At 63.3% G+C, this 18,076-nt stretch carries 26 protein-coding genes; 11 read left to right on the top strand and 15 right to left on the bottom strand.

Annotated features, from left to right (window positions below; genetic code table 11):
• The 3 genes from QZ266_RS04220 to QZ266_RS04210 form a co-directional block, all read right to left on the bottom strand.
• Positions 1-416: SDR family NAD(P)-dependent oxidoreductase (locus QZ266_RS04220; protein ID WP_295691906.1), on the bottom strand; the 416-nt coding region annotated here is incomplete at its 3' end.
• 108 nt (positions 417-524) lie between these two features.
• Entirely contained in the window at positions 525-1,391 is an 867-nt protein-coding gene (locus tag QZ266_RS04215; protein ID WP_295691904.1) for a tetratricopeptide repeat protein, read from the bottom strand.
• Positions 1,392-1,482: 91 nt separating this feature from the next.
• A complete protein-coding gene (locus QZ266_RS04210; protein ID WP_295691903.1) occupies positions 1,483-1,671 on the bottom strand; it encodes a DUF465 domain-containing protein in 189 nt (62 codons plus the stop codon).
• Positions 1,672-1,758: 87 nt separating this feature from the next.
• Here QZ266_RS04210 and QZ266_RS04205 point away from each other — a divergent pair, with 87 nt between their 5' ends.
• Positions 1,759-2,346: a UbiX family flavin prenyltransferase gene (locus tag QZ266_RS04205; RefSeq protein WP_295691902.1), complete on the top strand. Its 588-nt coding sequence runs from the start codon at positions 1,759-1,761 to the stop codon at positions 2,344-2,346.
• A 175-nt stretch (positions 2,347-2,521) separates the two neighbouring features.
• Positions 2,522-2,734: a DUF465 domain-containing protein gene (locus QZ266_RS04200; RefSeq protein WP_295691900.1), complete on the top strand. Its 213-nt coding sequence runs from the start codon at positions 2,522-2,524 to the stop codon at positions 2,732-2,734.
• A gap of 28 nt (positions 2,735-2,762) precedes the next feature.
• Here QZ266_RS04200 and QZ266_RS04195 read toward each other — a convergent pair whose 3' ends face one another.
• Positions 2,763-3,506, bottom strand: coding sequence for a GGDEF domain-containing protein (locus QZ266_RS04195; protein WP_295691897.1), 744 nt, complete (start codon positions 3,504-3,506; stop codon positions 2,763-2,765).
• 160 nt (positions 3,507-3,666) lie between these two features.
• Here QZ266_RS04195 and purE point away from each other — a divergent pair, with 160 nt between their 5' ends.
• From purE to QZ266_RS04180, 3 genes are read left to right on the top strand one after another with little or no spacing between them, the layout of a single operon-like run.
• Positions 3,667-4,188, top strand: a complete 522-nt coding sequence (purE, locus tag QZ266_RS04190; protein ID WP_295691896.1) for a 5-(carboxyamino)imidazole ribonucleotide mutase — start codon at positions 3,667-3,669, stop codon at positions 4,186-4,188.
• A 4-nt stretch (positions 4,189-4,192) separates the two neighbouring features.
• A complete protein-coding gene (locus tag QZ266_RS04185) occupies positions 4,193-5,272 on the top strand; it encodes a 5-(carboxyamino)imidazole ribonucleotide synthase (protein WP_295691894.1) in 1,080 nt (359 codons plus the stop codon).
• A 40-nt stretch (positions 5,273-5,312) separates the two neighbouring features.
• Positions 5,313-6,092 (top strand): metallophosphoesterase, encoded by a 780-nt coding sequence (locus tag QZ266_RS04180; RefSeq protein ID WP_295691892.1) that lies wholly within the window; start codon positions 5,313-5,315, stop codon positions 6,090-6,092.
• On the opposite strand, the gene QZ266_RS04175 is transcribed toward QZ266_RS04180, so the two are convergent.
• Positions 6,089-6,733 (bottom strand): alternative oxidase, encoded by a 645-nt coding sequence (locus QZ266_RS04175; RefSeq protein WP_295691891.1) that lies wholly within the window; start codon positions 6,731-6,733, stop codon positions 6,089-6,091. The two genes, QZ266_RS04180 and QZ266_RS04175, sit on opposite strands and share 4 nt — an antisense overlap.
• A 156-nt stretch (positions 6,734-6,889) precedes the next feature.
• Complete coding sequence (locus tag QZ266_RS04170; RefSeq protein WP_295691889.1) at positions 6,890-7,603, bottom strand: COQ9 family protein; 714 nt, start codon at positions 7,601-7,603, stop codon at positions 6,890-6,892.
• A gap of 76 nt (positions 7,604-7,679) precedes the next feature.
• Here QZ266_RS04170 and rpsU point away from each other — a divergent pair, with 76 nt between their 5' ends.
• A complete protein-coding gene (gene rpsU, locus QZ266_RS04165; protein ID WP_366523930.1) occupies positions 7,680-7,961 on the top strand; it encodes a 30S ribosomal protein S21 in 282 nt (93 codons plus the stop codon).
• A gap of 92 nt (positions 7,962-8,053) precedes the next feature.
• On the opposite strand, the gene QZ266_RS04160 is transcribed toward rpsU, so the two are convergent.
• Positions 8,054-8,656 (bottom strand): 2-hydroxychromene-2-carboxylate isomerase, encoded by a 603-nt coding sequence (locus QZ266_RS04160; RefSeq protein ID WP_295691888.1) that lies wholly within the window; start codon positions 8,654-8,656, stop codon positions 8,054-8,056.
• Positions 8,656-9,402: an SDR family NAD(P)-dependent oxidoreductase gene (locus tag QZ266_RS04155; protein ID WP_295691886.1), complete on the bottom strand. Its 747-nt coding sequence runs from the start codon at positions 9,400-9,402 to the stop codon at positions 8,656-8,658. Before QZ266_RS04155 ends, QZ266_RS04160 begins: the two co-directional genes overlap by 1 nt.
• Before the next feature lie 70 nt (positions 9,403-9,472).
• On the opposite strand from QZ266_RS04155, the gene QZ266_RS04150 reads away from it, so the two are divergent.
• Positions 9,473-9,925, top strand: a complete 453-nt coding sequence (locus QZ266_RS04150; protein WP_295691885.1) for a helix-turn-helix domain-containing protein — start codon at positions 9,473-9,475, stop codon at positions 9,923-9,925.
• 1 nt (position 9,926) lies between these two features.
• Here QZ266_RS04150 and QZ266_RS04145 read toward each other — a convergent pair whose 3' ends face one another.
• From QZ266_RS04145 to QZ266_RS04135, 3 genes are all read right to left on the bottom strand, one after another.
• Positions 9,927-11,327 carry an ABC transporter permease gene (locus tag QZ266_RS04145; RefSeq protein WP_295691883.1) on the bottom strand — a complete coding sequence of 467 codons (1,401 nt, stop codon included), beginning with the start codon at positions 11,325-11,327 and terminating at the stop codon, positions 9,927-9,929.
• Positions 11,327-12,268: an ABC transporter ATP-binding protein gene (locus tag QZ266_RS04140; protein ID WP_295691882.1), complete on the bottom strand. Its 942-nt coding sequence runs from the start codon at positions 12,266-12,268 to the stop codon at positions 11,327-11,329. The genes QZ266_RS04145 and QZ266_RS04140 overlap by 1 nt, the downstream gene beginning before the upstream one ends.
• 94 nt (positions 12,269-12,362) lie before the next feature.
• Positions 12,363-12,860 (bottom strand): DinB family protein, encoded by a 498-nt coding sequence (locus tag QZ266_RS04135; RefSeq protein WP_295691881.1) that lies wholly within the window; start codon positions 12,858-12,860, stop codon positions 12,363-12,365.
• Positions 12,861-12,950: 90 nt separating this feature from the next.
• Here QZ266_RS04135 and QZ266_RS04130 point away from each other — a divergent pair, with 90 nt between their 5' ends.
• Positions 12,951-13,274, top strand: a complete 324-nt coding sequence (locus QZ266_RS04130) for a TraR/DksA C4-type zinc finger protein (protein WP_295691879.1) — start codon at positions 12,951-12,953, stop codon at positions 13,272-13,274.
• A 100-nt stretch (positions 13,275-13,374) separates the two neighbouring features.
• Positions 13,375-14,115 (top strand): 2OG-Fe(II) oxygenase family protein, encoded by a 741-nt coding sequence (locus QZ266_RS04125; protein ID WP_295691878.1) that lies wholly within the window; start codon positions 13,375-13,377, stop codon positions 14,113-14,115.
• Here the strand turns inward: QZ266_RS04125 and QZ266_RS04120 are convergent.
• Positions 14,112-14,678, bottom strand: coding sequence for a DUF4269 domain-containing protein (locus QZ266_RS04120; RefSeq protein ID WP_295691877.1), 567 nt, complete (start codon positions 14,676-14,678; stop codon positions 14,112-14,114). The genes QZ266_RS04125 and QZ266_RS04120 overlap by 4 nt on opposite strands.
• A gap of 105 nt (positions 14,679-14,783) precedes the next feature.
• On the opposite strand from QZ266_RS04120, the gene QZ266_RS04115 reads away from it, so the two are divergent.
• Positions 14,784-15,404, top strand: coding sequence for a class I SAM-dependent methyltransferase (locus QZ266_RS04115; protein WP_295691875.1), 621 nt, complete (start codon positions 14,784-14,786; stop codon positions 15,402-15,404).
• A gap of 120 nt (positions 15,405-15,524) precedes the next feature.
• Positions 15,525-15,998, top strand: a complete 474-nt coding sequence (locus QZ266_RS04110) for a DUF6265 family protein (RefSeq protein ID WP_295691873.1) — start codon at positions 15,525-15,527, stop codon at positions 15,996-15,998.
• Positions 15,999-16,013: 15 nt separating this feature from the next.
• Here the strand turns inward: QZ266_RS04110 and QZ266_RS04105 are convergent, their stop codons facing one another.
• The 3 genes from QZ266_RS04105 to QZ266_RS04095 form a co-directional block, all read right to left on the bottom strand.
• The gene (locus QZ266_RS04105; RefSeq protein WP_295691872.1) at positions 16,014-16,310 is read right to left on the bottom strand and encodes a hypothetical protein; all 297 of its coding nucleotides are present in this window, start codon (positions 16,308-16,310) and stop codon (positions 16,014-16,016) included.
• Between the two features lie 45 nt (positions 16,311-16,355).
• Positions 16,356-17,759: an NAD(P)(+) transhydrogenase (Re/Si-specific) subunit beta gene (locus QZ266_RS04100; RefSeq protein ID WP_295691870.1), complete on the bottom strand. Its 1,404-nt coding sequence runs from the start codon at positions 17,757-17,759 to the stop codon at positions 16,356-16,358.
• Positions 17,760-17,761: 2 nt separating this feature from the next.
• Positions 17,762-18,076, bottom strand: a 315-nt coding sequence (locus QZ266_RS04095) for a proton-translocating transhydrogenase family protein (protein ID WP_295691869.1), incomplete at its 5' end; no start/stop codon positions are given.

The following is an 18,076-nucleotide window of genomic DNA, read 5'->3' as shown; positions in this document are numbered from 1 at the left end:
TCTTCGGCGCGCTCGCCATCTTCCTCGATCTGGTCGACCATCTGGCGGGCGGCCTCGCGCGCGACCAGGAAGGCGCCGCGCAGATTGACGCCCATCACCTTGTCGAAATCGGCTTCGGAGAGGTCGAGAATATTGCCGCCTGCCACGATGCCGGCATTGTTCACCAGCACATCGAGACGGTCGAAAGTGGAGCGGGTCTCCGACAGGAGATTATTCACGGCAAGCCGGTCGGCGACATTGCAGGACACGAAGAGTGCCTTGCCCTTGTCGGCCCCGAGCTCGTCGGCCAGGGCCTGGCCGGCATGCGTGTCGATATCGGCGATGACGACATGGCAGCCATCTTCAGAGAGACGACGGGCACAGGCTTTGCCGATACCATTGGCGCCTCCGGTTACGATTGCGACGCGATCACCCATGCTCAATCCTCATTGCCGCCGCGCTTGCGCGTGACCACCAGATGCTGACCTTGCACAGGCGGGGGCGGCTGGCAATCCATCGCAGAAGTCCCCGAACCCGACCCGGGCTCAGGGATTGTGGGTGCGCTCATAGTCTTCGGTGATTTCCGGGTCTTCCGGCGAGAGCTGCCAGGCGCGCCGATAGAGCGGCAGGGCTTCGTCCAGGCGGCCGAGTGCCTCCAGGGCCGCAGCGTGCGAATGAACGATGGCGCCCACGTCCGGCTCGGCGGCAACGGCTTGCTCGCAAAGCGGCAACGCGGTCTCGGCCCGGCTATCCTGGATAAGGGTCCAGCACAGCATGTTGAGCGCGTTGCCATTGGCCGGATCGAGCTCGACCGCACGGCGCGCATCGTCGACGGCGGAGCGGGTCATGCCCGCGTCAAGCAGGGCACCGGAACGATTGATCCAGGCGCCGATCCAGTCCGGTTCAAGACGGACGACATTGTCGAAGGCGACCACGGCTTCGGCGTCCCGGTCGAGGGCCTGATAGACAACGCCCAGGGAGACCTGGGTCAGCGTGTCATCCGGCGCCGCCCGGGCGGCTTGCGCGAGGTCATCCAGAGCGCCGTCATACTGGCCAAGCTCGGAACGGGCGATGCCGCGATTGCGGTAAAGGGTCGGCTCGACCATGCGGCCGCCCCGTGTCTCGACAATGGCGAAGGCAAAATTATAGGCCTCCAGCGCGGCCTGGAAATCCTGCTGAGCGAGCAATGCGGCCCCGAGAGCGGCATAGACGGCGATTTCCTGGTTCATTTCCAGCTCGGCCGCGTCGAGGCATTCGCGCAGCAGGCGGACGGCTTCATCATGATCGCCGAGACCGAGCGCAGCGCTCCCGGCGGAACAGGCGGGCGTCTCGACCCCGGTCTGGGCATGCGCCGGCGCCAGGGCGGCGGGCAGCATGAGGGCGAGGGCAGCCAGGGCAGCGGGAAAACGCATCAACAACTCCGTGATATCCTGATGGTCAGTGTAGCGCGCAAAAAGGGCGGCCCGAAAGCCGCCCCACAGATAATTGCTCTGATGTAATCCGCTAACCCGTCAGCGTCTCGTGCGCCGCTAGTCGCAAACTTTCTATCTGCTCCTTGAGCCTGAGCTTTTGTTTCTTGAGTCGCGCCAGTTCCAGGGAATCCGCCGACGGGTGCTTCGTGACCTCGTCGATTTGTGTATCCAGACGCGTGTGCTTAGCGTCGAGCTCACGGATGCGGGCTTCGATGGGCATGGAGACGTCTCCCTTTTGTGAAGTGGAACCTCGATTGAAGCATGTTCCCGCCTTATGTCTATTCACGAAACGTTTCGAGGTTAGAAGATGGTGAAGCCGGATCGGATGATTGTCGGGGTGTCGGGCGCCTCCGGCATCATTTACGGGATACGGGCAATGGAAGCGCTGAAGGCGCTGGGTGTCGAGACACACCTGGTCGCCTCGAAGGCTGCCGAGATGACGCTTGGGTATGAAACCGAGTTTTCCATCAAGGACTTCCGGGCCAAGGCCGACCATGTCTACAAAATGCCGGATGTGGGCGCGCCGATCGCTTCGGGCTCCTTTGCGACGCGCGGCATGTTGATCGCGCCATGCTCTGTGAAGACCATGTCCGAAATCGCGACAGGTGTGACATCAAGCCTCCTGACACGCGCCGCAGACGTGGTGCTCAAGGAGCGGCGACGCCTGGTGCTCATGGTGCGCGAGACGCCCTTCCACCTTGGTCATCTGCGCACAATGGAAGCGTTGACCGAGATGGGAGCCGTGATTTGCCCGCCTCTGCCGGCCTTTTACGCCAAGCCAACCTGTATTGACGATCTGGTTGATCAATCGGTCGGGCGGGCTCTGGACCTGTTCGGGCTGGACTGGGACGGGACCCGGCGCTGGGGCGAGGATCTCGAAGGCGGTCGTCGCTAGGGTGATGTTCGCACCTGCAGCGCGATAGGCGATTTATTTGACCGGCGAATGGCGGTACCTTATGCGCTTCGCCATTCGCGGCAGAGTGGGCCGCCATTCGTGGTGGCCGGTCCGATGGCCGGACGACGTTGATCAAAACAAGATCAGAACCAGATCAGAAAGAGACGGCTGAGGAATGGATGGAGAATTCCTGGACCAACAGGCCCTGACCGACCGGATCGAGCGCCTGCGGGAGCAGCATGAAACCCTCAATCACGAAGTCGATGTCCTGGCCGAGAACGGGGTGATCGATCAGCTCAAATTCGCCCGTCTGAAGAAAGAGAAGCTACGGATCAAGGATCAGATCTCGCAGCTCGAAGACCAGATCACACCCGACATCATCGCCTGAATTTGCAGCCTGCCATCCGGGCGGGCGATCAGGCCTGCTTGCGCTTTTCGTCCTGTTCGGACTTCTGCGACTGCTTGCAGGCATACATGGCCGCATCCGCGCTCGCCATGATGTCCTCGGCCTTGTGTCCGGCCATCAGGGGCTGGCAGCCCCAGGCCGTTCCAACCGTCAGCTTGCGTCCGGCGTAGTCGAACGGTGTCGTCGAGACGCGCTCGGCGAGCTCACGTGCCTTGCTTTCGGCGCCATCGGCGCCGGTCAGGGTCAACACGACCGCAAACTCGTCGCCGCCAAGGCGGCCCACCGCATCGGTCTCGCGCACATGGGCGGTCAGCAGGTTTGCGACATGATGCAGCGCGGCGTCGCCGGCAGCATGGCCATAATCGTCATTGATGGCCTTGAAGCCGTTGAGGTCAAAATAGATCAGGGCAGACGGTGCATTATGGCGTTCGGCCAGGGCGAGGGCGCGGCTGACTTCGCGCAGGAAGGCGCGGCGGTTCAGAACGGGCAGCATGACGTCGTGATCGGCGAGGGATTCCAGTTCGCGGACGCGGCCGCGCAAGCGCTCGGTTTCCTTGCGGAGCTGATCAACTTCGCCCATCAATGACAGCAGGGCGCGCTGGACATTGGGTGTCAGTTCCGCTTCCGGAACACCCATGATCGAGGCGGCATCCGAGGTGGGCGGACTCGCGCTCGCCGTGCCGGACTTGCGGGCAGTTTCGGTTTTTCCGGGGCGGGAGACATTCCCGGTCGGGCTGGTCGGTCCGATGCGCATGGCTCGATCCTATTCGAATCTGTTCGCACCTAGGCTCGCGAGTTGTGGTTAAGAAACGGTCAAGCGCGGGCCCGTCTTGCCCTTGCCTTGCTGGATCTTCTTGACCTTCACGCGCGCAGAGCTATGGTCGCGCGCTTCCTTTTCACGCGCAGGAAGCGTCATGAGCGTTGTTTCGCCGTCCTCCACCGACCTCTCCACATCAGCCGTCGATGTCGCCATCATCATGGGCTCGCGCTCTGATTGGCCGACCATGGGGAAGGCCGCTGCCATTCTCGAAGAGTTGGGAATCAGCTTCGACGCCCAGGTCGTGTCCGCCCATCGGACGCCGGATCGGCTGGTCAGTTTTTCCAGGACGGCGCGGGAGCGCGGCGTCAAGGTCGTGATCGCGGGTGCCGGTGGCGCCGCACACCTGCCCGGCATGGTCGCCTCGATGACTTCGCTTCCGGTTCTGGGCGTTCCTGTGAAATCCAAGGCGTTGAACGGGCAGGACAGTCTCCTCTCCATCGTCCAGATGCCCGGCGGCGTGCCGGTCGGGACGCTGGCCATTGGCGATGCGGGCGCGAAGAATGCCGGCCTTCTGGCGGCATCCATCCTCTCCTTGATGGATAGCGGCCTGGCCGAGCGGCTGCATGCCTGGCGTCAGGCGCAGACCGATAGTGTTCCGGTGACAGTCGAGGACTGATGCGATGAGCGATGCGCCGCTGGCTCCGGGCAGTGTGATCGGGATTCTCGGTGGCGGTCAGCTGGGCCGCATGCTGGCGTCGGCCGGCGCCGCGCTGGGCTTTGACGTCCATATCTATGATCCCGAACCCGATTGTCCGGCCAGCCGCGTGGCCGCGCGTAGTTATTGCGCGCCCTGGGATGATGCCGGCGCGGTCGCGAACTTTGCCAGTCGCTGCGATGCCGTCACCTATGAGTTCGAAAATGTCCCGGTCGAGACCGTCGCCATCGCCGCCGCGACAGCGCCGCTGCGACCCGGCGTCAGGTCGCTGGAACTGACCCAAGACCGTTTCATCGAGAAGCACTTTATCAATCGACAGGGCGTGAAGACCGTTCCCTTTGCCCAGGTCGATGATGTCGACAGTCTGGAAGCGGCGATCGAGAATATTGGCCTGCCGGCCGTGCTGAAGACCCGGCGCTTTGGTTATGACGGCAAGGGCCAGGCTTGGATCCGGAAGGTCGAGGATGCCCCCGTCGCCTGGAAGGCGATCGGTGGCCAGCCGGCGATTCTGGAAGGCGCCGCAGCGTTCAGGCGCGAGCTTTCCGTTGTCGCGGCCCGTTCGATCACGGGTGAAGTCCTGGCCTTCCCCCTGTCCGAGAATATTCATGGCGACGGCATATTGAAGACGACCACCGCTCCGGCGCCCGGGGTTGATGGCGCCACCCAGGATAGCGCCCTGGCGATTGCCCGGGCCCTGGGAGATGGTCTCGAGCATGTCGGCGTGTTCGCGGTCGAGCTGTTTGATCTGGGTGAGGGCGAACTCATCGTCAACGAGATTGCGCCGCGCGTACACAATACCGGTCACTGGACGATGGATGCTTGCGGCTGTGACCAGTTCGAACAGCACATGCGCGCGGTGGCGGGCTGGTCGCTGGGCGACCCGTCGGCCCATTCGGCCTGTGTGATGACCAATCTGATCGGTCATGATGCCGATGCCTGGTCCGAGCTGGCCGGTGATTCAGCTGCGCGCCTGCACCTCTACGGCAAGCGCGAGACGCGGGCCGGCCGCAAAATGGGTCATGTGAATCGGTTGTCGGCGCTCTGAGCCTCCTTTCAATGCCCGTCGGACCCCTTATGTTAAGGGCATGATGCGAACGTCCCCCGACCCGCGCGCCTATATTGATGACCGCGGACCGTTCGACCTGATTGGCGATATTCACGGTTGCTTCGACGAGCTTGCGGTTCTGCTCGAAACCCTAGGCTATGACCGGCGTGACGTGCATGACTGGCATAACCCGGAAGGGCGCCGGCCGGTTTTTCTCGGCGATCTTGTCGATCGCGGTCCGGACAGTCCCGGCGTGCTCCGTACCGTGCATGCAACCGTGACGGCGGGGCGAGGTTATTGCGTGGTCGGCAATCATGACGACAAGTTCCGGCGCTGGTTGGCGGGCCGTGATGTGAAGATCACGCACGGGATCGAGGAGACCATCGAACAGATGGCCGCCGAGCCGGACGCGTTTCACCGCGACATGGCCGACTTTATCGACTCCCTGCCGCATCACCTGATCCTGGATGAGGGTGCGCTGATCGTCGCTCATGCCGGCGTCACCGCCGACATGCATGGCGAGGACACACGTCGCGTGCGTACATTTGCCATGTATGGAGAGGTCACCGGCGAGCGTGACCATCACGGCCTGCCGGTCCGGCGTGACTGGGCGCGTAATTATGCGGGCGAGCCGACCGTCGTGCACGGCCATGTCGCCGAGCCGCACGTGCGCGAGCGCAATAATGTGCTCTGCATTGATACCGGCTGTGTCTTTGGCGGCCACCTGACAGCCTTGCGCTGGCCGGAGCGCGATCTGGTCCAGGTCGAGGCGCACAATACCTGGTTCCATTCACCGCGCTGGTCGGCGGCCGAAAGCTAGGCTGTCTGTTCGCGCGGCTTCCGGCTCAGCTGGTCGGCATAGTCGTGATTGACGTCGCGATGGCCGGCCTCGTCGGCCCGGACCGCGACCACGACATCGCGCAGTCGGGCATTGGCGGGCAGTTTCCAGTAATCGATGGCGATCTGCGGGGCCGGCACATTCTCGTGCTTTCCGGCATCGATGCCTTCGAGATATTGCGTGTAGCTGATCACCGCCTCCTCCTCGAAATAGCCGACCACCCGGTGCGCCGTGCGCGGGGCGAAAAGGTAGAGGAAGAAATAGCAATTATAGAAGATCGCCTGCACGATCATGATTACGATGCGCTCGAACAGGGTTGGCTTGGCGATCTCGATGAAGGTCATCAAGTGCATGCGCTCATTCTCTGCCTCGTCCAGCAGGGTGCGGATCCAGCCTTCATCATCGCGAATCCGGCGTATCGCCTTGAGGTGCTGCAACAAGCCGCCGACCATGCCGGGTACAGCGGCGACGGTTTCCAGCACCACCGCACGGTGGCCATAGCGCTTGGCAAAGAAGGTGTCGGCGATGAAGCGCAGGAATTTCACGAAGCCGAAGGCGATGTGGTCGCCAAGGCCTTCCGGCTTGCGGTGTTGGTCGAGAATGATGTGGTCCGTCGTCGGCATGTCGGTCTCCCGGTTGGGACGGTGCATGCCAGAACAATGCGCCCGGCGCAGGGCGGGCGATAGGTGGCACGGCGCCGCGCGTCGATAAAACTCGCAAACAGAATGTGGGTATTGTCGAGGTGGATTTAAACCGGGGAAATGCCGGGGCCGGGTGGGCTAGACCCGGGGACCCGGGCCGTGGCGCAGCTTTCCCAGCAGGCCGGCGAGATCTGGCAGCTCCGCTGTCAGCTTGGCGATATTGGCCTTGGTCTTCTCGAAATCCATCACATTCTGGATCCGACGGTCGAGGAAAGCCTGGGCTTCCTGCTTCTCGGTGTCGGCCTCATTGAGCCAGCTCGACAGGGTCGAGCCATAGACACCGGCGAGGATTGTGCGCTTGGAATAGAAGTTCACATCGGTGGATGTGTCGCCAATGGCCCGCCAGATCGTGTCTGCCGTGGCCCAGAGGAGCTGCGGCGCCTCGCTGGCGGCATCGGGCAGCATCAGGCGTGAACGTGCCCTGCGGGCGGCCTCTTCATGCGTGCCGATGGCTTCCAGTCTGGCCATGACCCCGAATCGGACCCGTTCGCGGATCTTCATTGACTTGATGTCGGCGTCGCGCACTGCAGCCACGACCGCCTGGTCGAGCCGTCTTGACCAGCGCACGATCAGATCGAGCGAACCCCGCGGGCAGGCCAGCCGGGCCTGGCCCTTGTCTATGCCGGCATCGGCGCAGGCCTGGTCGAAACTGTCATCGGTCCAGCCATCAAAGGCGGCCAACGGTAGAATCGACTCTAAAAGCGCGTCGCGTGTGCTATCCTTCACGGAGCGGGGCAGGGTATCGGCTTCCATCATGTCGATCTGTCTAGACCAGTGCAGTGACTTCGTCACCTCGCCCGTGTGTGCTGATAGTGTGGACACGTGGTCGCAGGCCTGCTAGTAGCCCCGCCTCTGGCGAACTAGCGGCGTGAGGAATGGCCCTCGCGTCCAACCTAATGGAGAGAGAGCCATCGTACAGATCGTTGTGCGCGACAATAACGTGGAGCAAGCGCTCCGCGCGCTGAAAAAGAAGATGCAGCGGGAAGGTACTTTCCGCGAAATGAAGCGTCGTAATCATTACGAGAAGCCCTCGGAGAAGAAGGCTCGCCAGAAGGCTGAAGCCATTCGCCGGGCGCGTAAGTTGGCCCGCAAGCGGGCACAGCGCGAAGGCCTGATCGCCAAGCGTGGCGGTGGCAGCGCGCGCCGCTAGGGTCGCCAGACCTCATTGCGAGTAAAGTGAAACCGCCGTGTCCGATCGGGCACGGCGGTTTCCTTTTGCCCGGGATTCAGATTGCCCGGCTATCAGGACGCAGAGACAGCGCGTTCGATATCGTCCAGCGTGTTCTTGCCGAAATAAAGCTCGCCCCTGACGAAGAAGGACGGGATTCCGAAGGCTCCCCGGGCCACGGCGTCATCCGTGTTGGCGATCAGCCTGGCCTTGACGTCCGGTGTCGCGGCCGCCGCCAGCAGACCCTCGACATCCAGTCCGCTGTCCGCCAGGGCGCCGGCAATGATCGCGGCGTCGGACATGTTCTTCGGATCTTCCCACATGTGATGGAATCCGGCCTCGATGAAGGCGGGCAGGACGCCGGCGGCGTCAGCGGCGATTGCCATGCGCATCAGCAGGAGCGTGTTGACCGGGAAGTGCGGATTAAACTGGAAGCCGGTGATGCCGTGGCGCTCGATGAAGCGCTCGAACTCACGGCCCTCATAGGCCAGCTTGTTGGGGATGTCGGCATACGCGATCATCGGTGCCTGATTGCCGGTCAGCTTGAACAGCCCGCCCAGCAGGACCGGCGTGTAGCGGACACTTGCCCCGGTGCGTTCCAGCAGCCCCGGCAGGGCCTTGTGGGTCAGCCAGGCATTCGGGCTGGCAAAATCGATCAGGTATTCAATCTCGGTCATTACCAGGTCTCTCCATGGGGGCGCAGGTCCATCTCGAACGTCCAGGCATCCGGCGTCTGTTGGTGCAGCGCCCAATAGGCATTTGCGATGGAGGCCGGTTGGGTAAGGGCGCCTTCGGGCAGGTTGGCTTCGGCATCGGCGCCATGGGCGGCGCGGATACGTTCGCGAACAAAAGCCGTGTCGACACCGGCATCAATGACCAAATGGGCCACGTGGATGTTTTTGGGACCCAGCTCACGGGCCATCGCCTGGGCCATCATCCTCAACCCGGCCTTGGCGCTGGCAAAGGCGGCATAACCGGAACCGCCGCGCAGGCTCGCGGTCGCGCCGGTGAAGAAGATGGATCCGCCGCGGCCGTTCTCCAGCATGATCCGCGCGGCTTCTCGCCCGCTCAGGAAACCGGCCTTGCAGGCCAGTTCCCAGACTTTGGTGAAAACCCGGTCCGTGGTCTCCAGAAGCGGAAAATTGACATTGGCACCGGGATTGGAAATCACCACGTCCAGAGGGGCATCGGCGTTTGCGGCCTCGAGGAAGGCCCTGACGCTGTCTTCCTGGCGGGCGTCGAGCTGGTGAGGCACGCATCGCCCGCCCGCCGCCGCGATCTCGGCGCATAGCGGCTCCAGCTTGTCGGCATTGCGGCGGCCGGCATGGACCACATAGCCCTCGGCGGCAAATTTCCGGGCAATCGCGGCCCCGATATAGTCGCCGGCCCCGATGATCGCGCAGCTCGCATTCCGTGTGGCCATCCTTCCCCCCATCGCTGTTCGATGTCAGCTAAGTCTTGAAACAAGACTGAGTCAATGGCATAGGATCGGAATGCGTTGGAACGAGTTGTCAGACGAGACATGTTCACTGGCCCGCACCCTGGCGGTGATCGGCGATCGCTGGACCTTGATGGTCCTGCGAGAGGCCTTTCTGAAAGTGCGCCGTTTCGACGATTTCCAGAGCCGCCTGGGTATCGCCCGGCGAGTCCTGACCGAGCGTCTCTCGCATCTGGTCGAACATGGTGTTCTGGAGAAGCAGGCCTATCAGACACGGCCGCTGCGCCACGAATACCGGCTGACGGCAAAAGGGCGGGATCTCTATCCCGCCCTCCTGTCTCTGGTGCATTGGGGTGACCGGCACTATGCCGGTGCTGATGGCCCGCCGGTCGTCCACACCCACATCAGCTGTGGTCATGAGTTTCACAGCGTCCTGAGCTGCTCCGAGTGCGGTGAGCCGGTCGAGGCCCGGGCGGTGACCGTCCGACCCGGGCCCGGAGCCGGCTAACTCACCCCTCCGCCGGCGTCTTCTTGCCGCCGAAGCTGAACCAGGCTTTCACCGTGTCCTGATTGGCCTGGTTGAGCGCGCCCATGCGGAACAACACACCCGAGCCCCAGATCACGAAGGCAGCAAAGGCGACCATCGCGGCTGTGGTGCCAAGAACCTCGACCATGCCGACTTCGTGCGGCAGGCGCGCCAGCATGATGAAGGGCGTCCACAGCGGGACCCAGCTGGCAATCGCGACGACTGGCGAGTCCGGGGACTCGAAGGCCATCATGACCAGGAAGATCGGGACCATCATGATCAGCATCATCGGGGTCATCAGGGTCTGGGCGTCCTGCAGGGTCTCGCACAGCGAGCCGATGGCCAGGAAAAGCGCGCCATACATCAGATAACCGATGATGAAATAGCCGAGAGCCGGCAGCAGCAGGCCCGGATCGAGCAGGGCGGCGAGGATTTCCGCGATCGGCATGTCGGCCGAGGCGGCGACCTGTTGCACGCCCAATGTTCCCAGCAGACCCATGCCGCCCCAGACCACCAGAAGCGTGGCGGAAACGGCGGCGACGCCAAGCAGCTTGCCGGTCAGGATTTCATGATGCCGGGTCGAGGCCAGCATCATTTCCAGGATCTTGTTGCCCTTCTCCTCGATCATGGCGCTCAGCAGCATGTTGACCACCGAGAAGATGATCACCCACAGGCCGAGGGCGGCGAACAAGCTCACAATCAGCGGGACGCGGTCGGCTTCGGTAACTTCCGCTGTGTCACCTGTCCGTTCGGGATTGAGGGCGCGTACCGTGGGCGACAGCTCCTCGGCAGTCTCGATCAATTGCGGGTTCACGCCGGCATCGATGAGATACTGGGTCTGCATGTGATTGCGCAGCGAATTCCGGATCTGGGAGCGCAAATTACTATCCGAGAGATTGGTGCTCCAGTAATCGACCTCAATCGCTCCGTCCGCGCCCTGGCGCAGGAAGATGACCGCAAACAGGCCATGCTCGCCGGCGGAGGACGTGAAGGTCGCTCCGTTGGTCAGATAGGGCCGCAAGGCATCCAGCTCGGTCTCGCCGACATCGACGCGCAAATAGCGCTCATCCGACAATTGCGTCTGCGAAGCCAGGGCCGCGTCGATCTGCGGCAGATCGCCGAACATCTCGCGCATCGCCTCACGCGTGCGTTCCAGAGCTTCAGCGCGGCTGGCCTCGGCCTGGACCTCCAGCGCGGCCTCCAGCTCACCACCGGTTTGGTCAACGAGGACGTAATAGCGGGTCGGTTGGGAGTTCTCGATCAGGATCGGCATGCCGATACCCAGCGCCATGAACATGGGAACAGAGGCGAGCGACAGCCAGAAACCCCATGTGGCGACATAGGACAGGAATTCGCGGCGAGCGATAAGATAGATGGCACGCATCACACGGTCTCCGTTTCGGCTGCGGCGCTCGAGCCGACAAGATGGACAAAGGCGTCATGGAGGTGCGCACGGACGGGCTCGAAGCGGGCGAGCTTCACGCCGCCATCGACGCAAGCCTTCAGCACGTCCTGGGCATCGGCGCCGGAGGCGAGGTCAATGGTCCAGACGGCATTGCCGTCGACCGGTGCCTCGCGCGCGACCTGGCCTTTCCCGACGAGGAGTTGACTGAGGTCGTGGTCGGAGGCGACCTCCACGGTCACCCGGCGCGGAACCTCGCCGAGCGCTTCCTTGACGCTGCCATCGAAGACCTTGCGGCCCTTGGCGACCAGCACGATCTGGTCGCACAGGCGCTCGGCATGTTCCATGACATGGGTCGAGAACAGGACGGTCCGCCCGGCCTCGGCCTGGCGGCGGACGATTTGTTCCAGCGCATTCTGGTTGACCGGGTCGAGGCCCGAGAAGGGCTCGTCGAGAATGATGAATTCCGGTTCGTGCACGAGGGTCGAGATGATCTGGACCTTCTGGGCCATGCCCTTGGAGAGGGTCTTCACCTTGCTGTCGGCGACGCCGGGAAGGTCGAATTCCTCCAGCATGGCGAGGCCGCGCTTGCGAGCCTCCGCAGCGCCAACGCCCTTCAGGCGGGCGAAGAAGGTGATGACATCGATCACCTTCATCTTGCGGTAGATCCCGCGCTCTTCCGGCAGGAAGCCGACGCGGTCCAGCGCCTCGGGGCGCGGCTTGCCGCCGAACAGGCTCACCGAGCCGCGATCGGGTGAAAGAATGCCCAGTGACATGCGCAGGCTTGTGGTCTTGCCGGCGCCGTTCGGGCCGAGAAAACCGGTGATGCGGCCGCGCTGGACGCCGAAACTGACATCGCGCACAGCCGGTTTGCCGTTGAACGTCTTGGAAACGTTCGACAGTTCGAGAATGGTCTCGGACATAATGCCCCCTATTCTGATCGCTGCGGAGCCTAGTCAGCCAGGCCGCTTGTCACCACCGGTATTGCGCAGCCAAGCGTCCCCCCGTGCGGCGTCCCTACACAAGGTCGAGCACGAAATAGGGCAGGTCCAGCGGTGGCGGTTCGGCCAGGCCAAGCTGGGTGAGCTGGTGATGGGCCTGACCGCGGTGGTGGGTCGCATGGTTGAACATGTGTGTGAGGATGATCCGGCGCGGCAGGCGTCGCGGCATTTCTGACATGTCGCGGTAGGCCAGCTCGGCGGCGATCGCGGCGTCATCCAGTCCGGAAATGAAGGCATAGGTTGCCGCGTCCTGGTCGCGCCGGGCGGCCCACAATGTCTCGAACACATCGGTCGGCGTCTCGTCCAGCCTTGCATAAGGGGCAGGCTGGGCCAGCAGGCGTGCCATCCATAACTGGTCGGCGACCAGGATGTGGGTCAACGTGCCTTGCAGCGAGCCGAAATAGGCGCCGATATCGCGCGTCCGTGCCGCCGCTCCGATTTCGCGTGCCGCGTCGTAGATGCGGCGATTGGCCCAGGCATTGTAATCGGCGAGTTGCAGGAAGTGATCGCGCATGGCGGGCTCCAGGCTGTGCGCGGCGCTGGCCGCGCGGCAATAGGAGGCCGATAGTGCCTGCGCCGTCTTGGCACGCAAGGGTGAGGATACATGACCCCTGAAGATGCCCGCGCACGGCTCAATGCCCTGCGTCAGGAATTACTCGATCATTCCGACGCCTCCAGTGAAGACCGAAAGCCGGTCGAACTCGACCAGCAATCGGTCGGGCGCCTCTCGCGTCAGGATTCCATGCAGGTCCAGGCCATGGCCAAGGCCGCCAATGCGCGCCGTGTCCAGGAATTGCGCCGTATCGACGCCGCGCTGGCGCGGATCGAGGAGGATGAGTTTGGCTGGTGTGCCGAATGCGGCGAAGCCATTGAACCGCCTCGTCTCGAGATCGATCCCGCCGCCCCGCGCTGTGCCGCCTGCGCCTGACCGCCGGGTGTCGACCACTGCAATCGAACCGGAAAATTGCTGATCTATCACTTCTGTCCGGCCGCGCTGTCTGGAAGACTGGTGGCGAAGGGATGAGATCATGTTCGACCTGACACCGGACCGCTGCAAGGACGCCGCCAATTATCTGCGCGCATTGACGCGCGGCCAGATTGATAATGCGCTGCTCGGCCCGGCCCATACACGCCTGCTCAAGGCGGTCGACGCAATCCCGCGCTGGACGCTGGTGACCCGTCTTGCCGGACGGCATCTTGATCTCGATGCCCAGGCGATGGCGCAAATGCCCAAGGCGCAGCGCGAGGAATTTGATGTCCGTGTCCGGGCCGGGGCAGCCCAGGGCTTTCAATATCTCTACGAGACCTATCCGCTATACGACAAATGGCATGGCGGCGTGCTGGGCGATGAGGCTCCGGTCTTTGCCGAATTGTTCGGTGTGCTCAATAGCGCCGCGTTTCTCGACCCCATGCGCGAGGTGCTGGATGCGCCGGATATCAGCTTTGCCGATGCCCAGTTGACCCGCTATCGCGCGGGCCATTTCCTGACCACGCATGATGATGGCGTGGCTGGCAAGAATCGCGTCGCGGCCTTTGTCCTCACACTGACCGCGGGGTGGCAGAAGGATTGGGGCGGGGCGCTGGCCTTCCAGGCCATTGATGGCCGCGTGATCGACAGTTTCGTGCCGCGCGGCAATACGCTTTCCCTGTTCAAGGTTCCGCAGCCGCATGAAGTGACCCCGGTCGCCAAGACAGTCAGCGCCCATCGCGTGTCGATTACCGGCTGGCTGCGGACCGGCCGGGATCCGGGACCGCAAGCAGGCGACTAGCGCGTCGCGTATCCGGCCTGGCCGATCAGGGCCCGCAGCGCCTCATCGCCCGGCGATGCCAGTTTCAGCAATTCCACATAGGCGTCGCCACCCAGTTTCAGACAGTGCGCGAAGGCCGGCTCCGTCTTGAGGCCGGCAGCCTTGGCTGCCCGGATATCCAGCCTCAGCCGGTCCTCGGCGAGCTGGAGCAGGCGATGCTCGGCCAGCCAGTGGACATAGCTTTCATGTGTCTCCACCGGTCGCAGCCGGCCAAATATCTCGACTGGAATGCCCTCTAGCTCGAACCTGGCAATCACCGAGGCTTCCCCGGCATGGATATTGTCCTTTACGGCAGCCTGTGGCCACAGCACGGCCAGGGCGTGCTTGAAGGCGTCCAGCCCGGTCGTCGCCGAGCAGGCCAGGTCGATATCCGCGCCCGGCCCGTGAATATTGAGCGGGATGGACCCGACCCAGCGCGGGGTGAAGGCTGCGAGACGCCGCATCAGCCCGTGACGGGACATGATCTGGCGAACCTGGCTGCAGGGAAGGGGCGCATCGCTCATGGCGGCGATCTCGCGCGTCATGCCCGTCCTGTCAATACAGCCCGGGCGTTCAGGCCCGCTAACGATTGTGTGCATGGACAGGTGAGCGTCCGCGGGCCAGCCTGTGGTCAAATCAAAGAGGACGACATGGGATTTTACGAGGAACGCATACTACCCAATCTCATTGCCTGCGCCTGCGGCAGCAAGCCGGTCGCCAATCACCGCAAGATCATGGTGCCGGAGGCTTCGGGCCGGGTTCTCGAAGTGGGCATGGGGTCGGGGCCCAATCTGCCCTTCTACGACGCCTCCCGGGTTTCGCAGATCATCGGCGTGGAACCATCGTCTGGCATGCGGCGCAAGGCGCAGCGGGCAATTGATCGCCAGGCCATCCCGGTCGAGCTGCTGGACGCGCCCGGCGAGGCCTTGCCGCTGGAAGACAAGTCTGTCGACACGGTCCTGCTGGCCTTCACGCTCTGCACCATCCCCGATTACGACCAGGCGCTGGCCGAGATGCGACGTGTGCTCAAGCCGGGTGGCCGTCTGGTCTTCATGGAGCATGGACTGGCTCCCGATGAAGGCGTGGTGCGCTGGCAGCGTCGCCTGGAGCCGATCTGGAAGGTCACCGGTGGCGGCTGTCACCTGACCCGTCCGATGGACCGCCTGATCGAGCAGGGCGGTTTCCGGATCGACCGGCTGGAAGCCGATTATGAGCCGCGGACGCCGAAATTCGCTGGCTATATCTATCGCGGGCTGGCGGGGGTGCGATGAAGGATGCGCTGCGAGCCCGGGGTCGAGCGTTGTCGTGACCAGAAACATCGCAAGATCGGGCACGCCGAGTCCCCGGACTTCGATTAGGGTGAGCCCGATCGCAGCAAGGAGGCGTCGACGATGACATATGCATTACTGGCCTTGGGGCTGATGGTTCAGTCGGTGGAGGCCGGGCCCTCAGATGTGGACGTTCTCGAGCAATTGTCCTGGATGGAAGGTTGCTGGCGCGCGGACGGGTTTGACGGTGAGATGTCGGAATGCTGGATGCGCGCGCAGAGCGGCGAGCTGGTCGGCGCCTTCCAGTATTCTGCTCAAGGCGCGCTCCGATTCACCGAAATGCTGATGATCGGCACCAATGCCGAGGGCGAATTCGGCTATCAGGTGAAGCATTTCAACCGCGACTTCACGGGCTGGGAAACCCAGACTGAACAGATCACCTTCCACTTCGAGCAGATATCGGAAACGCGCATCGAGTTTCGCGGTCTCGTTCTCGAATTTGGTGGGCCAGACGCGTTCACGGCCCGGCTGGACATGCGGCAAAGCGATGGCAGCCTGACGACCGAGGTGTTCGAATTCAGCCGGGTCTCGCCTTAGCCGCCGATATCCTGGCTAGGGCATCCCGGGAAAGCTCGTCACATACTCGATCTTGATGTCCGGGAAGCTGGTCACGAACTGGATGGTGAAGTCCGGGAAGCTGTCGACGAATTCCCATGTCCCGCAATCATCCGGGAAGGATGTGACGGTCCTGACCTTGAGGTCGGGGAAGCTGGTGACGAGTTGCACCCGGATGTCCGGAAAGCTGTCCACGATCTCGACACGCCCGTGCAGCGGGATGCCGTTGAAGGTGCAGTCTTCGGCGATCGGGCCGCTCAGGGCGGCGGCGGTGAGGGCGAGTTCGGCCAGCATGCGGTCCAGCCTGCCTGAGCGAGGCTGAACCGCAGCTGAAAGGACCTAGTCCAGCGCCTTCAGAATGCTTTCCGTCATCTTCTTCGCATCACCCAGCAGCATCATCGTGTTGTCGCGGAAGAAGAGCGGGTTTTCGACGCCGGCATAGCCGGAGCCCAGCGAACGCTTGATGAAGAAGACGGTGCGCGCCTTCCAGACCTGCAGGACCGGCATGCCGTAGATCGGCGAAGCGGGATCATCCTCGGCGGCCGGATTGGTGACGTCATTGGCGCCGATCACGAAGGCCACGTCGGCATTCGAGAAATCGGAGTTGATGTCTTCCAGCTCGAAGACCTCGTCATAGGGGACATTGGCTTCGGCGAGCAGGACATTCATATGCCCCGGCATCCGTCCGGCGACCGGGTGGATGGCATAGGCCACATCGACGCCCTCGGCCTTCAGTGCATCGCCCATTTCGCGCAGCGCGTGCTGGGCCTGGGCGACGGCCATGCCATAGCCCGGCACGATAATGACCTTGCCCGCATTCTTCATCACAAAGGCGGCGTCATCGGCCGAGCCCTGTTTGGCATTGCCCTGCGGACCGGCAGCCGCAGCCGCGTCGCCGCTCTCGCCAAACCCGCCCAGGATGACCGAGATGAAGGAGCGGTTCATACCCTTGCACATGATGTAGGACAGGATTGCCCCGGAGGAGCCGACCAGCGCGCCGGTGACCAGGAGCGCGGTGTTCTCCAGCGTGAAGCCGAGCGCGGCCGCGGCCCAGCCGGAATAGGAGTTCAGCATCGACACCACGACCGGCATGTCAGCGCCGCCGATCGGGATGATCAGGGTCACGCCCAGCACGAAGGCGGCCAGGGTGATCAGCCAGAAGGCCGTCTTGGCGTCACCGCCCGAGGCCATCAGGAAGGCGATCATGATGACGATGAAGCCACCAATGGCGATGTTCAAAAGGTGACGGGCCGGGAGCATGATCGGCGCGCCGGACATGTTGCCGTTCAGCTTGGCAAAGGCGATCACCGAACCGGAGAAGGTGATGGCGCCGATCGCCGTACCCAGCGACAGCTCGAACAGGGAGAGGTGTTTGAGGTCACCCATCGCGTCGGCAATGTGGAAGGCGCCCGGGGCATAGAGCGCTGCCGCCGCAACCAGTACGGCAGCGAGGCCGACCAGTGAGTGGAAGGCGGCGACCAGTTGCGGCATGGCGGTCATCGGCACGCGTCGGGCGATGATGGCACCGATGCCACCACCGATCATCACACCGCCAATGATCAGGGCGATCGAGGGCCCGTCCAGATTGACTGCAAGCAGGGTTGTGACAATGGCGATCGCCATGCCGGCCATGCCAAACAGATTGCCGCGTCGCGCGGTTTCCGGATTGGACAGGCCGCGCAAGGCGAAGATGAAGAGAATGCCGGAGCCCAGATAGAGCAGGGCAGCAAGATTGGCTGACATGTCTAGCGCTCCTTCTTCTTGTACATGGCGAGCATGCGCCGGGTGACGAGGAAGCCGCCGAATATGTTCACACTGGCCAGGATGATGGCGATGAAGCCAAGCCCGCGCGAGAAGCCGGCCCCTTCGGTCTGTGCCGCCGTGGCCGCAGCTTCACCAGAGCCGGTCGCGGTCGCTGTGGCCGCCAGAAGGGCGCCGACGATGATGACCGAGGAAATGGCATTGGTAACGGCCATCAGCGGCGTGTGCAGGGCCGGGGTCACCGACCAGACGACGTAATAGCCCACGAAGACCGCCAGCACGAAAATCGCCAGGCGGAA

Source organism: uncultured Maricaulis sp. (genome assembly GCF_905480005.1).
Taxonomy (GTDB): domain Bacteria; phylum Pseudomonadota; class Alphaproteobacteria; order Caulobacterales; family Maricaulaceae; genus Maricaulis.
This window is presented reverse-complemented; position numbering and strand designations above follow the sequence as displayed.